The organism is Microcystis wesenbergii NRERC-220 (assembly GCF_032027425.1).
In the GTDB taxonomy this organism is placed as follows: Bacteria; Cyanobacteriota; Cyanobacteriia; order Cyanobacteriales; family Microcystaceae; genus Microcystis; species Microcystis wesenbergii_A.
This window is the reverse complement of the sequence record NZ_JAVSJA010000001.1, coordinates 3301154-3316170: the sequence shown is the minus strand read 5'-3', so window position 1 is coordinate 3316170 and position 15017 is coordinate 3301154. Positions and strand designations below refer to the sequence as shown.

Sequence of the window (15017 nt, the reverse complement as noted above, 5' to 3'; positions counted from 1 at the left end):
GCTTGATTTTGACTCCATAATTAAATTAGTCAACGATCGACTCAATCTCAAGACGAGAAAAAATTAATCTATTTAGGAGTTTAGCTGATGACGGCTTTTACGGAAAATGACCTAAAAAGGTTAGAAAATCTGATTATCAATGGACAAAAAGCGATCGAAACTCGTTTAACCTCTTTGGAGAGTGGACAAAAAGCGATCGAAACTCGTTTAACCTCTCTGGAGAATGGACAAAAAGCGATCGAAACTCGTTTAACCTCTTTGGAGAGTGGACAAAAAGCGATCGAGAATAGTTTCGGAGAGATCAAAAGAGAAATTCAGGTCTTAGAGATAGGACAGACGGAAATTAAGGGAGAAATCAGGACTTTAGACGCAAAAATCACCGGTTTAAATGAAAGAGTGCAACTCATCGAGGCATCCGTGGGAAAAATTCCCGATTTAGCTGAAAAAATCGGGGGGGTAAAAAACTGGATTCGGGGAAAATAAAACTAGGCCATGTAACATAGTATTAAGCATTTGTATATTTTTATTAATTTTTATGGAACAGACAGCTTTAAATCTGATCGCGATTACCGTTTTTTCGATCACTCTTTCCGTATTTGTCACTCCTTTGCTGTCTATTTCGCCTTTTGTCCCCGCTTTAGCTACTTTTAGCCTCTTGGGATTAGTTACAGTTGATACTCTCACCTTTAATAACCGGGGTGTGACTTTACTACTGGATGCTCTTTCTCCCAGTAAACACCGTCAAAGAGTTATTCACCACGAAGCCGGACATTTTCTCACCGCTTATATTTTGGGCATTCCGATCGCCAGTTATAGTTTGACCGCTTGGGAAGCCTTTCGTCAAGGCCAGGAGGGAGTCGGCGGTGTTCAATTTGACCTAGCAGATTTAGAGCAAAAAGTCAAGAACTTTACCGATTTTCCTGCTTTTTTAGAGCGAATTTCTACGGTGTGGATGGCGGGAATTGCTGCCGAAACCTTAGTTTATGGTAAAGCGGAGGGGGGAGAAAGCGATCAATTTTATCTGCAATCGGCCTTAAAATTAGCGGGGGTTCCTGAGAATAATTATGCCCAAAAAGAGCGCTGGAGTTTATTACAGGCAAAAACTCTTTTAGAAAAACAACAGACTGCCTATCAAGCTTTAGTGATAGCTATGGAAAACAGGGCAAGTGTGGAAGAATGCTGTCGGGTGATTAGTGAAAGTTTAGTATAACGGGAAAAGTAATTAGGGATGAATTTGATGATTTCCCCGTTAAATTTTTATGAATAATCAGAGCATTCAGTCCGATCAGCGATTAGCTTTAATTGTGCGCGGAGCAGTACAAGGGGTCGGTTTTCGTCCTTTTGTTTATCGATTAGCAACGGAATTAAACCTAACTGGTTGGGTGAATAATACAGCAGCGGGAGTTTTTATTGAAGTCGAGGGCAATCGAGACAAACTAGAAACTTTTTTGAATCGATTATCTTTAGAAAAACCACCTCAATCGCTAATTGAAAATATTGAGACTCAATGGTTAAATACCGTCGGTTATCAAAACTTTAGCATACGTCCTAGCAGCGGCGGTGAAAAGAATACAATTGTTCTGCCCGATTTAGCCACTTGTCCCGATTGTTTAGCCGATATTTTTGACCCTAATAATCGTCGTTATCGCTATCCTTTTACTAACTGCACTAACTGCGGTCCTCGCTACAGTATCATCGAGAGTTTACCCTATGATCGCAGTGCCACAACTATGAGGGGTTTTAATCAGTGTCCCGAATGTCAAAGGGAATACGAAAACCCTCTGGATCGCCGTTTTCATGCCCAACCGAATGCCTGTCCTCGTTGCGGACCCCAAATTAGTCTTTTAGATAGTCAAGGCTCTGTATTAGCGGAAAAAGATCAAGCTTTAATCGCTACTGCTAGAGCAATTGAACAGGGAAAAATTATGGCGCTCAAAGGATTAGGAGGATTTCACCTAGTTGTCGATGCAAGAAATACGGAAGCAGTGCAAAAATTGCGACAACGTAAACAGCGACCAGATAAGCCTTTTGCCGTGATGTATCCTAATCTTGACTTAGTGAAAAACCACGGTTATGTATCTTCTTTAGAATCGCAATTATTGCAGTCTCCTGCTGGGGCAATTGTCCTGATTAAACAGCGAAAAAATGATCTTTCTGCTGCCGTTTCTCCGGGTAATCCCTATCTAGGAGTCATGTTACCCTATACTCCCCTACATCATCTTTTATTGGCAGAATTAGGCTTTCCTATTGTAGCAACCAGTGGTAATATAGCCGATGAACCTATCTGTATTGAGGAAAAAGAAGCTTTAGAAAAATTAGGAACAATCGCCGATTTATTTCTAGTTCATAATCGTCCCATAGTTCGGCCAGTGGATGACTCTATTATCAGGGAAATGGCAGGAAAAGCGATGATTTTGCGGCGAGCGCGGGGATATGCTCCCTTTCCAGTTAAAGTTAATGAGGGAGATTTCCCCCCGATTCTGGCCGTGGGAAGTTATTTTAAAAATACCGTGGCTATCTACCAAAAAAATCAAGTTTTTATTAGTCAACATATCGGCGATTTAGATACAGTTAATGCCGTCAATCATTTTGAAAATATCCTCGATAGTTTAAAAAAATTATACGAGTTTGTACCCGAAGTTATTGCCTGTGATGCCCATCCTGAATATCTAGCGACCAAGTACGCTTATAGCTTAAATTTACCCGTTATTCCCATTCAACACCATTACGCTCACGTTTTATCCTGCATGGCAGAACATCAGCTACAACCTCCGGTTTTAGGGGTTGCTTGGGATGGAACAGGATACGGTTTAGACGGCACAATTTGGGGGGGAGAATTTATCCATATTGCTGCCGATTCTTGGCAGCGAGTCGCCCATTTTAAACCCTGGCCATTACCCGGAGGAGAAAAAGCGGTTAAAGAACCCAGACGCGTAGCTTTAGGATTACTAGAAGTTATGGAAAATGCTGATAGGATAAAATCAGCTTTTAGTGAACAGGAATGGTCGATTTTTAGGCAAATGTTAACCAAAAAAATTAATTGTCCTTTAACTTCTAGTGTCGGGCGTTTGTTTGATGGTGTGGCGGCGATTCTAGGTTTATGTTATCAATTAAGTTTTGAGGGACAAGCAGCAATGCAATTAGAATTCGCCCTTGAGGGCATTAAAACGGAGGAATATTATAATTTTTCTTTATCAGCTGACTCACCCATAGTTATTGATTGGAATCAGATAATTTTAGGAGTTGTTGAGGATTTAGAAAAACAAGTACAAATCGGCATAATTGCCGCTAAATTTCATAATAGTTTAAGTGAGATTATTGTAGAAATTGCTCAGAAAATAGGTAGAGAAAAAATTCTCTTGACGGGAGGCTGTTTTCAAAATCGTTATCTGACGGAAAGAACAATTAATCGCTTACAAGCTTCGGGATTCCAACCCTACTGGCAGCAAACTGTTCCCACTAATGATGGTGGTATTAGTCTTGGTCAAATTATTGGGGCTTTTTCTCAACTTAAACGGTTCTAGATAGGACAAAATTAACTTCTTGGTTAGGACAGGCAAGAGGCAAGGGGTGCATCTCACATTTGCAGAAATACCGACAATCAGCAATTATCAGTGACCCTTAAATTATTACAGACATATCAGCAGCTGCCTGTAAGCATCCCACCGAAAAACTAATGCGCTCCAGGGTTTGGGTAGGGTTGATTCATGAATCAACCCTACTATAGAGTTCTTGCATAATTAATTTTTGAGAGTGCAAAAATGAGATGCACCCAGAGACAAGGGGCAAGAGGTAAGAGGTAGTTATAAGCGTTAAAGATAAACCACAGAGACAGAAAGAACAGAGAGAGCCGATTTTTTTCTAGACTGTTAAACGATGCCACTCGACGATTTTATTGCCTACTTTCAAAATGATTGCTTGACCTAAACCGAGTTCTTGTGTCACATTAACTAGATGGGCAAAATTTTGACGGGTGATTGCTAGTCCCTGCAAACAGGCTAGAAAATCGAGACAGAGAACCGTAGAAAATTCCCAAGTTTGCCGGTAAACACGGCAATTATCCGGTAAAAAAGCCACAAGAGTGCGAAAATGACTCAAAGCGGCTTTCTCAAAATTGGCGCTAGTGCAGTCAAAAGACGAGTGCTGATAGCTCATAAAAACTTGGCCTGATAGGAAGAGAGCAGGGTTTCCCTCAGACTAGCACCTCGCTTCTGGGGATCACGTTCCCTTTAGAATTTCTCAATAGACTGGCAAATCCCCCCAGAGGGGTATCCTTACTCGCAAACAAATTGCTAGAAGCTAGGTTTCTTCCCAGAGATAGTGTACTTTAGATATTGATGTCCTTCCGGCTGGCAAGATAACCCGCAAATTTCCCCACTCGTCCCTAGCGATAAAAGGCTGTATTTAGTCAAAAATCAAGTGTTGACTTTGATGCAAAACTTGCCAAGTAAAAAATGATGACAGCCTCAAGTTGCCGCTTAACTACTTGACTAATTAACTGATAACTGGTAACTAAAATTATGAATAATGCAATTGTCAAACCGAGAGATGTACAAGTAGCACCGATAGCCGTCGATACTTTTGTCTTTCGTTCCCGCACTTGGGACCGGTTAAAATTCGAGATCGAATACGGATTACAAAAGGGAACCACCGCCAATAGTTATCTGATTAAAAGTGAAAAAGTCGCTCTTTTTGATCCACCAGGGGAATCATTCTCGGCTATATTTTTAGAGGCTTTAACTAAAAGAATCAATCCGAAAACTATTGATTATATTATCCTCGGTCACGTTAACCCCAATCGTGCCGTCACCCTCAAGGCACTTTTAGAAATAGCTCCTCAAGTCACTTTTGTTTGTTCCAATCCGGGGGCAATTTCCCTGAAAAAAATTCTCGAAACTGAAGCATTAAATCTATTGGTTGTCAAGGGGGAAGAAATATTAAATTTAGGAGCAAACCATCAATTAGAATTTATCCCCACTCCTAACCCCAGATTTCCCGATCAACTCTGTACCTACGACAGCAAAACTGATATTCTCTACACCGATAAATTATTCGGAGCGCACGTTTGTGGCGACCAAATTTTTGATGAGGGTTGGAGCGTTTATAATGAAGATCGGCGTTATTATTTTGATTGTCTCATGGCTCCCTATGCCAGCCAAATTAGCAACGCTTTGGAGAAATTAGCCGCTAAATCGCCCTTATTTTATGCCGTTGGTCACGGTCCTCTGGTGCGTTACGCGATGCACGAATTGACCCTTTCCTATCAACAATGGTTAGCAGTACAAACGTCCCAAGAGTTGACAATCGCCCTGATTTATGCTAGTGCCTACGGCAACACTGCCACCCTCGCTCAAGCGATCGCTATGGGGATCACGAAAGCGGCAGTGGCAGTCACGGCGATTAACGCCGAGTCCGCCGAACCGGACGAGATCAAAACGGCGATCGAAAAAAGTGTCGGTTTTATCTTTGGTTCCCCCACTTTGGGAGGACACACGCCGACTCCCATCCAAACCGCCTTGGGGATTACCCTGGCAAATGGCGATAAAAGCAAGCTGGTGGGGGTTTTTGGCTCCTACGGTTGGAGTGGGGAAGCGATCGATCTTTTGGAAAGTAAATTCCGGGATGGCGGTTATCGCTTCGGTTTTGAGCCAATTCGGGTTAAATTTAAGCCCACGGAGGCAATTTTAAAGACCTGCGAGGAAGCAGGAACCGATTTCGCTCAAGCAGTCAAAAAAGCTCGCAAAAGCAGACAACCGAAAACTAATGTTAACCAACCCCAAAGTGATCGGCGATCGCAAGCCCTCGGCCGTTTGGTGGGTTCTCTCTGTATCGTCACCTGCGAATTGGGGGAATTGCGCGGCGCCATGTTAGCCTCTTGGGTGTCGCAAGCGACGTTCACGCCACCTGGATTGACTATTGCCGTGGCGAAAGAACGAGCGATCGAGTCTCTGCTTTATAGTGGTACGCCTTTTGTCCTTAATATCCTCCAAGAAGGTCAACATTTGGCTTTAATGAAGCATTTTCTTAAACCTTTTTCCCCCGGAGAAGATCGTTTCGCTCATATCGAAACCACTAAAGCTGAGAACGGTGGGCCGATTCTGGCCGAAGCGCTCGCTTATCTGGAATGTCGGGTGGAACAACGAATGGAGTGCGGTGATCATTGGCTGCTTTATGCGATCGCAGAAAAAGGCAAGGTTTTACACCAGGGTTTAACCGCCATCCATCATCGCAAATCCGGCAGTTATTATTAGTTTGTCGTTATCATCATTTCAGGGGGTGTTTTCAGGCAGGATAACGCACCCTGATTGGTCTAAAAATATTCTTAGTACCTAGGCAAAATTAATTACACATATCTAACTACCTCTTGCATGAGTGCCTTTTCCCTTTTGCCTTTTGCCTATCCTAACCAAGAAATTAATTTTGCACGACTACTTATGAAAAGCATTGTTTTAATTGTTGGCTTTGAAACCTTTAACAGTAATTTGTATCGGCAATCAGGCCTGTTGGCTAGTTCTAAATGTCCCGATTTAGAAGTAAAAGTATTTAGCGATAAATCCTTGACTAGCGAACCGGAAATAGTCGAGCAAGCTTTAGCCACTGCCGACGTTTTTTTTGCTAGTTTGATCTTCGATTACGATCAAGTTACTTGGCTACGGCAACGAGCGGCACAGATTCCGATTCGCTTAGTTTTTGAGTCTGCTTTAGAGTTAATGAGTTTAACCCGTTTGGGAGAATTTGCCATCGGGGATAAACCAAAAGGAATGCCAAAACCAATTCAATTTATCTTGAGTAAATTTTCCAGTGGCAAGGAAGAAGATAAGTTAGCCGGTTATCTTAGTTTCCTCAAAACCGGTCCGAAACTACTGAAATTTATTCCCGCTAAAAAAGTTCAAGATTTGCGTAATTGGTTAATTATCTACGGTTATTGGAATGCGGGAGGAACCGAAAATGTTGCCGCTATGTGTTGGGTAATTGCCCAAAAATATCTAGGATTAAAAGTACAGGAAATACCCGAAGTTATCGAAACTCCAAATAAGGGACTATTACACCCCGATTATCAGGGTTATTTTCTCACTCCCCAAGAATATTTGACTTGGTATAAAAAAAATAAATCCCTTGATAAACCAGTGGTTGCCCTGCTGCTTTATCGGAAGCACGTTATCAGTAAATTGCCCTATATTAATCAATTAATCCGTCATTTTGAAACGGCTAATTTAATTCCCCTACCCGTGTTTATTAACGGAGTAGAAGGCCATACAATTGTTCGGGATTGGTTAACCACAGACTACGAAATTCAGCAAAGAAAAAAAGGAATCATTGAAACTCCTTCTTTAAGTGAAGATGCGGTGACAGTAGATGCAATTGTCTCGACGATTGGCTTTCCTTTGGTGGGGGGTCCTGCGGGTTCTATGGAAGCAGGAAGACAGGTAGAAGTGGCTAAACGAATTCTGTCCGCTAAAAATATTCCTTATCTTATCGCTGCCCCTTTATTGATTCAAGATATTTATTCTTGGACAAGACAGGGAATCGGTGGTTTGCAGAGTGTGGTTCTATACGCTTTACCTGAATTAGATGGGGCAATTGATACGATTCCTCTGGGGGGATTAGTGGGGGAAACTATCTATTTAATCCCCGAAAGATTACAGCGTTTAACTGGACGTTTAAATAGTTGGATTAAGTTACATAAAACCCCTCCGCAAGAACGCAAAATAGCCATCATTCTCTATGGATTTCCGCCTGGTTATGGGGCAGTTGGTACGGCAGCTTTATTAAATGTTCCCCGTAGTTTAGTTAAGTTTTTACAAGCTTTGCAAGCGCAGGGTTATAATGTGGGAACGATTCCCGAAGACGGGGAAGAAATTATTCAAAAAGTTAAATTTGCCGATGATGAAAATCTCTCTAAACACAATCGTTTATCGATAGAAACTTTAGAAAATTGGCTAGGTTATCTGTTAACCTCTCGCATTGAAAAACACTGGAAATCTCTGAAAGATGCGGGGATAAAAACTATTGGCAACCAGTATCATTTAGGGGGAATTGAGTTAGGTAATATCTGGATTGGAGTGCAGCCACCTTTAGGAATTGCTGGGGATCCGATGCGGTTAATGTTTGAAAAAGATTTAACTCCTCACCCTCAGTATGCGGCCTTTTATCAGTGGTTACAAAAAGATTTTAAGACCGATGCGATCATTCATTTTGGTATGCACGGAACCGTCGAATGGCTGCCCGGTTCACCCCTAGGAAATACTGGTTATTCTTGGTCAGATATTTTATTAGGAGATTTACCGAATTTATATATTTATGCCGCTAATAATCCCTCGGAATCTATTCTAGCCAAACGTCGCGGTTATGGGGTGTTAATTTCCCATAATGTGCCTCCCTACGGACGAGCGGGATTATATAAAGAATTGATGATTTTACGAGATTTGATTGCAGAGTTTCGAGAAAATCCTGAGAAAAATTACGCTTTAAGAGATAGTATTCTCCAAAAGATTATTGATACAGGTATCTCTAAAGATTGTCCTTTTCTGGAAGCAGAAAAACAGGGAATAGAGTTCACTTTAGAAAATGCCAAATTATTTAGCCGCTATGCACTAACCGATTATTTTGTCAAGGTGTATAATTACCTACAAATCGTCGAACAAAGACTATTTTCTTCCGGGTTACACACCCTAGGAACTGCTCCCAATCAGGAAGAATTAAAAGGTTATCTTGATGCTTATTTTACCGATTTATCTGAGCGAGAATTTCAGCAAATTATCGCTGACGAAGCAACCAATGAAAAGGTTAAAGAAGGCATTACTATTAAAAATTTATTAGGACAAAATAGCGAAGAGTTAACTAATCTTTTGCGAGGATTAAATGGGGAATATGTACCCCCAGCGCCGGGGGGTGATTTACTCCGGGATGGTGCGGGAGTTTTGCCCACAGGACGCAATATACACGCTTTAGACCCCTACCGGATGCCTTCCCCAGCAGCCTACACCCGCGGACGAGAAATCGCCAAAAAACTGCTAGAACAAAACTTAACTGAAAAAGGAAAATATCCCGAAACTGTAGCGGTTTTACTCTGGGGATTAGATGTGATTAAAACTAAGGGTGAATCCCTGGGTATTCTCTTAGAATTAGTCGGTGCGGAACCGGTGAAAGAGGGGACAGGAAGAATTGTCAGATATGAATTAAAACCTCTAGGGGAAATTGGACACCCGCGCATCGATATTTTGGCTAATTTATCGGGAATTTTTCGGGATACTTTTATCAATATTATCGAGTTATTGGATGATTTAATGCAGCGGGCAGCCGAGATAGAAGAATCGGAAAATGATAATTATATCCGTAAGCACTATTTAGCCTTAAAAAGTCAAGGAATTGACAATGCCAGCGCTCGTTTATTTTCCAATCCTGCCGGGGATTTTGGCTCTTTAGTTAATGACCAAGTAGTGGAGGGAAATTGGGATAATGAAAACGAATTAGCGAAAACTTGGGAAAAGCGTAATGTTTTTAGTTATGGTCGTCAAGATAAGGGACAAGCGCGACCAGAAGTGCTACAACAGTTATTAAAAACCAGTGAAAGTATTATCCAAGAAATTGACTCGGTAGAATACGGTTTAACCGATATTCAGGAATACTACGGCAACACGGGAGGATTAAAATTAGCCGCAGAAAAACAAAGCGGTAAACGGGTGATGACGAGTTTTGTCGAGAGTTTTTCCAATGATACAACTCCCCGCAAATTAGAGGAGGTTTTGCGCTTAGAATACCGCAGTAAATTACTCAATCCTAAATGGGCCAATGCCATGGTTAATCAAGGTTCTGGTGGGGCCTACGAAATCTCCCAAAGAATGACCGCTTTAATTGGTTGGGGCGGTACGGCTAATTTTAGTGACGATTGGGTGTATGATCAGGCAGCCGATACCTACGCTTTTGATGCAGAAATGGCGGAAAAATTGCGTCAAGCTAATCCTGAAGCTTTCCGTAATATTGTCGGTAGAATGTTAGAAGCACAGGGTCGCGGTTTTTGGCAAGCAGACCCCGATAAATTAGAGAAATTACAGGAATTATATCAATTGACCGATGAAAAGTTAGAAGGGGTTACTTAGGGTTTTCATGGCAACAGGGGATCCTGATGATAATCTGATTTCCCTCCTGTTTTACTCAGCAGACGGATATTTTCAATCAGGATTGATTTTTCTAACGCTTTAGCCATATCGTATAAAGTCAAGGCTGCCACCGATACCGCAGTTAAAGCCTCCATTTCTACACCGGTTTCCGATTTTGTCACCACTTCTGCCCGAATTTCGTAGCCGGGTAACTCTGCTTTCGGGATAATCTGAACATTGATTTTTTGCAGGGGTAAGGGATGGCAAAGGGGAATTAAGGAGGAAGTTTGTTTGGCCGCCATAATTCCCGCTAGTCTGGCCGTCCCTAAAACGTCACCTTTAGGCGCATTTCCCTGTTCTATGGCTTCAAAAGTCGTTTTTAGCATTCTCACTTGTCCTAGGGCGATAGCAGTGCGTTTAGTGGGCATTTTCTCCGATACATCCACCATCTGGGCCTCGCCTTGGCTGTCGAGATGAGATAATTTTTCTTTACCCTCTTGCGTCATTGAATGAACCTGTGCTATAGTGGTTTACTGTTGAGAAAAACAAGGGCTTGTAGCTTAGTGGATTAGAGCGTGTGGCTACGGACCACAAGGTCGGGAGTTCGAGTCTCTCCAAGCCCGTTAGATACAATGGCATATACTACAGGAATTAGGAACCATAGCTCCCTAATTCCTTTGGTTTTTTGCTCAAAACTCCCTCAAGTCTCTTTATAGTACAAGTGTATGCAAGGCTGGCTGAATAAATCTAAAAAACTTGTTGGATAAGGCTTTTAGACTTTTTTGACCTCAAAAAGTGCCGACCCTTGCACTGATCGGGGGTAAAATTCCGGTACTTTTTGCCTGAAAATTAGGTAACTGACTACCTCAAAATCGGTAAAACCCTACACCCCACACCCCACCCCCCCAACCCCCCCGATGTCGGGGGGGCAGGGGGGGTGGGGGTTGGGGGGGCCACACCCTGCCCCCACGAAAAACTTTTTGCCGCAAACCCTATGTATTTGCTGCCAGGGTACTGAGGCTAAATTGGAGGGCGTTGCTGATTTGAGATCTGAATCTTTTTTGGTGGTGTTTTTAAAACCTAGAGCCAAACTCGCTTTTGGATACGATGCACAGTTAGCATTCATACCTTGATTCAGCAACGCCGAAAAGCGCATTCGTTTAAGGCAAAGTGAACTGTTGCAAAAATTTCCAGACTACTTCACTAGCATTGATTGCTTGACTGTTCTTGCCCACTAGATTTTCACGGTCTCGATTGCTAAAATCGTTTTGGTTAGCTCGTCTCATGATTCGCCCTCCAGGCCAACCATGACCTCCTCCCTCAATGCGATAGAGCATGACGGTGGCATTTTGATGACAACCTGAATACTGGTAAGATACCACTTTAGTCCCATCATGCTCCGTGTCAGGAAGTTGTTCCTCTTTTGGCGTTGCCGAGCAGCCATTATTTTTGCGCCAAAATGCCACCGTCTCCGGAACTGAAAGGATTTCTCCTCTGGCACCCACTGTCATTTCTCCTCCTACCCAAGGGACAAGTCTATCCTCAGTGCCATTGATCATAAGTACGGGAATAGGTCTTTGGGGCCGACATCTAGATTCGAGGGATTTTGCCATCGTCGAACTGACAGAGGCGATCGCAGCAATTTGGTTAGCCATTTCGCAGGCTAATCTTTGGGCAAAAAACCCTCCATTGGAACCCCCAGTAACATAGATTCTTTTTCTGTCAACATTCCTCAATTTTTCTACGTCTTCAATCACGGCCCGAACGAAAGCAACATCGTCAATTTCTGGGTGAACCTCAGGGGTGTTGCGTCCGTCATTCCATTGCCCCCCAGCAGCACCTAAGTTAATGCCGTTGGGATAGACAACGAGAAAATCTTCTCTATCAGCTAAATCGTTAAACCCGGTTTTCGCCGCCATGGTATCACCTTGACCAACACCACCGTGAAAAGCTAACAACAGTGGTATGGGTCTGTCCCTAGTATAAGAACCGGGAGTGTAAAGATAGTAACTTCTTTCTAACCCTTGATTGTATAGAGTTCTCAAGACCATATCTTGATTGAGATTAACTCTCCTTCTTCTTCTCATTGTCTGCGATAGTAACTGTTCCTTTAAACTTTCTTGGGGTTGTGGCTGGCTGGCATAACAAGCGGTCAAAAATAAGAGAGTAAGCAGACATAAAAGAAAAATCATGCTTGTCATTCGCCTGAGCTTTCCAATTTTCATTTTAAGCAAATTGTCAACATTATAAGGGAGTGATTGGGTTTAAGGAAGCCAAGACCAAATTTCGATCTGGAAGAAACGCACAATCGGACTGGAAAAAGCGACAATGAAGGGTTTCATCGGCCCTTCAATCTTAGCATAGCCCGTCATCCCAGTCTTAAAAAGGTGTTTTCCATAGGGAATTTCCACCAAAACCTTCACAACTGGTTCTGAAGACAAATCGGCCGTTGTTGTGCTGTTGCCGGCCGCAGGGGTAATGGAGACAACTTTCCCCATAATGGTTTCCGTGGGATAGGCATTGAGTTTGATTTGAACATTTTTACCAATCGAAAATTGTCCGACATCGTACTCTGGAACTTGCACTTCTGCCAAGATCTTGGTAGCATCTTGCGCTGTCGCAAAGGTCTCTCCTTGATCCAAATAGCTACCCACTTTGGTGTCCAGATAAGGAGTTACTAGATAACCATCCAAGGGCATGACTAAGGTGGTGAGTTTGAGTTTATCTCGCTCTTGCTGCTCTTGTTTCCTTAAGCGTTCTAGCTCGGCACGAGCCACTTCCACATCCTGCCGAGCCGCTTCAATCTCGTCGGGGTAGGGACCGGCTAACAATAACTTGAGTTGAGATTCACTTGTCTCCAAAACTCTTTGCTTGCTTGCTAGCTGGCTGCGTGCTTGTTCGATTACTTGTTGCTGTTGTAACAAAGCCTGGCGCTTTTCTTCCGCTTCAATTTTCTTGGTTTGAGCGTTCCTTTGGGCATCTTCTACAAGATTTAGGGCAATTGCTCCCTCTTTGTAACCTTCTTCCAGGCGAGAAGCCTCACGGAAATAAAAATCAGCTTGGGTGAGCGCGCTTTCTATTTGCTTCTTGATTACCTCTAAATTTTGCTTGTCCACTGCTACCTCTTTCTTAGCTTTATCTACTTCTTCTCGAGCTATCTTTACCTGATTGCGGGCTACTTCCACATCTTCCTTTCTTGGCGTGGCTAAAAGTTTAGCTAGATAAGATTGCTTAATTTTGACATCGCCTAGCGCTTTTGCGATTTGAGATTGCAGCGTCTCTATCGTATCTTCAATATCGACATCTTCCATCTGGGCAATGACCGTTCCTTTGCGGATTAATTGCTCGTTACCCCCTGGGAACATGACGCGAGTAATTTTGCTTTTACCATCAACTTCAGCCTGAATAGCCACCTCGGCGGGAGTGAGTAATTGCAGGGGACCTCCTGGCATAGTCCGATAAGGCAGAAAAAGCAGCGCCACCAAACCAGCTAGGATAAAAAATTTCAGATTTTTCTTCAGCCAAGACTGAAAGCCTTGGCGAGAACGACTTGAGGGCTTTTTTGAGTTCTTAGTCTCTTCTGTCAAGTTAGAAGGAAGGCCACTCGTACCTTGGGAATTCCGTCCCCTGAAGAACAAGCGAGAAATCTGTTTGCGAAAACCGATGAATACCAGGACGGAGACGATAATTATCGCTGATTCAGCCCCAAAAATTTCTGGAAAAAGTGTGTATAGACCTTTGGCAAAATTGGTAACGATCAAATAGATCATCAATAAACAAAATAAGATACTCCCCAGGCCAAAACCGACAAGCATCAATTTTTCTCTCGTCGATAAAAAACTAGGCAGATTCCGCCCCTTGATCACCATCCCCCACGCTCTGAAAGACTGAGACATAAAGTTATCCGGCAGTCGGAAAAAAGCGATCAAGAAATAATAACCATAGAGAGGCCAGAGAGGGCAGGCCATCAACACAAAAGTTACCAAAGCAGCATGGGCGAGTAAGAGGAGCCAAATATGAAATGCTGTTCCTGAACTTCTCTGTGCGTACCAAAAAATCATACCAAAGCTAAAGATAAAAAGGCGCATGATCAAGGGAGTCCCATAGATCCAGAGTTGGGCCTTTCGTGGTACGCTTTGATACTCTCTCAGGTCCACCTGGAAGTGAGGCTTGAATCCTAAAGCCAAGGTCATGCCAAACACGCTGGAACGTCCGCCATAGGCAGCAAACACCGTCCCTTGAATAATACGGCCGCATAAATTCAAGATTAAAATGTCAACTAAATAACTTAGGACAAAGGGTAAGCCATCAACAAAACGCCCCACGTCGTACCATAAAACCGTCCTATTATTCCAAAAAGTCAATAGAGCAATAGGTAAAAGAGGCAGCAATAGCCAAGTTGACCATCTAAGCCAACGGTGGCAAGGGTGAGTCCAACGGGCTAGGCTAGTAAAAACGGCATCAGGGTTAGGATGTTTCCAAATAAAACGCAACGAATGCTGCTTGGATTTTTTCTTGGTTGGCGAGGAGTTTTTGTGACCGTTTCCTTCCTCGGATTGAGAGGATGGCAATTGGTTCTGATGCGGTTCTAGTAGTCCAAAACTATCAATCTGTCCAGCAAACTTCTGGTAATCTTCTTCAGTGAGACTGATATTAAAGCGTTCTTGAAAACTAGCCAAGATTTCTGGTACAGATGTCACCCCATCCATAAGTTGACATAAAAAATATTCTTCTTCTCCGAATTCAAAAGTTTCCTGAGAGATGGGATCTTGAATAAAATAACGCTTGGCCGAGGTTTGACGATCTATTTTCCTGGTGACAAGCAAATCCTCACGCAAGCAATTGGAGAGAGGCATAGGCATAGAGCTATTAATAAAAAATTATAGATATGATACTAGATTTATTTTAAAGCATAGT

Annotated in this window: 9 protein-coding genes and 1 tRNA gene; 6 read left to right on the top strand and 4 right to left on the bottom strand. The window is 42.7% G+C overall.

The window, feature by feature from the left end; all coding sequences use genetic code 11:
- The first annotated feature begins 87 nt into the window (after positions 1-87).
- From RAM70_RS16245 to hypF, 3 genes are read left to right on the top strand one after another with little or no spacing between them, the layout of a single operon-like run.
- A complete protein-coding gene (locus RAM70_RS16245) occupies positions 88-483 on the top strand; it encodes a hypothetical protein (protein ID WP_312674636.1) in 396 nt (131 codons plus the stop codon).
- Positions 484-535: 52 nt separating this feature from the next.
- Complete coding sequence (locus RAM70_RS16240) at positions 536-1210, top strand: ATP-dependent Zn protease (RefSeq protein WP_312674635.1); 675 nt, start codon at positions 536-538, stop codon at positions 1208-1210.
- A gap of 49 nt (positions 1211-1259) precedes the next feature.
- A complete protein-coding gene (hypF, locus tag RAM70_RS16235) occupies positions 1260-3524 on the top strand; it encodes a carbamoyltransferase HypF (protein WP_312674634.1) in 2265 nt (754 codons plus the stop codon).
- Positions 3525-3861: 337 nt separating this feature from the next.
- Here hypF and RAM70_RS16230 read toward each other — a convergent pair whose 3' ends face one another.
- Positions 3862-4155, bottom strand: a complete 294-nt coding sequence (locus RAM70_RS16230; RefSeq protein WP_045357600.1) for a hypothetical protein — start codon at positions 4153-4155, stop codon at positions 3862-3864.
- Between the two features lie 365 nt (positions 4156-4520).
- Between RAM70_RS16230 and RAM70_RS16225 the strand changes: the two genes are divergently transcribed.
- Together RAM70_RS16225 and bchH are read left to right on the top strand one after the other, a co-directional pair.
- Positions 4521-6251, top strand: coding sequence for a diflavin flavoprotein (locus tag RAM70_RS16225; protein ID WP_288002100.1), 1731 nt, complete (start codon positions 4521-4523; stop codon positions 6249-6251).
- Positions 6252-6434: 183 nt separating this feature from the next.
- Positions 6435-10100: a magnesium chelatase subunit H gene (gene bchH / locus RAM70_RS16220; RefSeq protein ID WP_045357674.1), complete on the top strand. Its 3666-nt coding sequence runs from the start codon at positions 6435-6437 to the stop codon at positions 10098-10100.
- Positions 10101-10105: 5 nt separating this feature from the next.
- Here bchH and moaC read toward each other — a convergent pair whose 3' ends face one another.
- Positions 10106-10606 carry a cyclic pyranopterin monophosphate synthase MoaC gene (moaC, locus tag RAM70_RS16215; protein WP_045357594.1) on the bottom strand — a complete coding sequence of 167 codons (501 nt, stop codon included), beginning with the start codon at positions 10604-10606 and terminating at the stop codon, positions 10106-10108.
- 43 nt (positions 10607-10649) lie between these two features.
- On the opposite strand from moaC, the gene RAM70_RS16210 reads away from it, so the two are divergent.
- A tRNA-Arg gene (locus RAM70_RS16210) sits at positions 10650-10723 on the top strand.
- A 537-nt stretch (positions 10724-11260) separates the two neighbouring features.
- Here RAM70_RS16210 and RAM70_RS16205 read toward each other — a convergent pair.
- Both RAM70_RS16205 and RAM70_RS16200 read right to left on the bottom strand, forming a co-directional pair.
- Positions 11261-12292, bottom strand: a complete 1032-nt coding sequence (locus RAM70_RS16205; RefSeq protein ID WP_288002368.1) for an extracellular catalytic domain type 1 short-chain-length polyhydroxyalkanoate depolymerase — start codon at positions 12290-12292, stop codon at positions 11261-11263.
- Between the two features lie 72 nt (positions 12293-12364).
- On the bottom strand, positions 12365-14962 hold the full coding sequence (locus RAM70_RS16200; RefSeq protein WP_312674631.1) for an HlyD family secretion protein: 2598 nt from the start codon (positions 14960-14962) through the stop codon (positions 12365-12367).
- Positions 14963-15017: the final 55 nt, after the last annotated feature.

Excerpts from the sequence above, each read along its gene's own strand:
- hypF (WP_312674634.1), top strand. The coding sequence starts at position 1,260 with ATGAATAATCAGAGCATTCAGTCCGATCAGCGATTAGCTTTAATTGTG.
- RAM70_RS16205 (WP_288002368.1), bottom strand. The coding sequence starts at position 12,292 with ATGATTTTTCTTTTATGTCTGCTTACTCTCTTATTTTTGACCGCTTGT.
- RAM70_RS16225 (WP_288002100.1), top strand. The coding sequence starts at position 4,521 with ATGAATAATGCAATTGTCAAACCGAGAGATGTACAAGTAGCACCGATA.
- RAM70_RS16240 (WP_312674635.1), top strand. The coding sequence starts at position 536 with ATGGAACAGACAGCTTTAAATCTGATCGCGATTACCGTTTTTTCGATC.
- RAM70_RS16245 (WP_312674636.1), top strand. The coding sequence starts at position 88 with ATGACGGCTTTTACGGAAAATGACCTAAAAAGGTTAGAAAATCTGATT.
- bchH (WP_045357674.1), top strand. The coding sequence starts at position 6,435 with ATGAAAAGCATTGTTTTAATTGTTGGCTTTGAAACCTTTAACAGTAAT.
- RAM70_RS16200 (WP_312674631.1), bottom strand. The coding sequence starts at position 14,962 with ATGCCTATGCCTCTCTCCAATTGCTTGCGTGAGGATTTGCTTGTCACC.
- RAM70_RS16230 (WP_045357600.1), bottom strand. The coding sequence starts at position 4,155 with ATGAGCTATCAGCACTCGTCTTTTGACTGCACTAGCGCCAATTTTGAG.
- moaC (WP_045357594.1), bottom strand. The coding sequence starts at position 10,606 with ATGACGCAAGAGGGTAAAGAAAAATTATCTCATCTCGACAGCCAAGGC.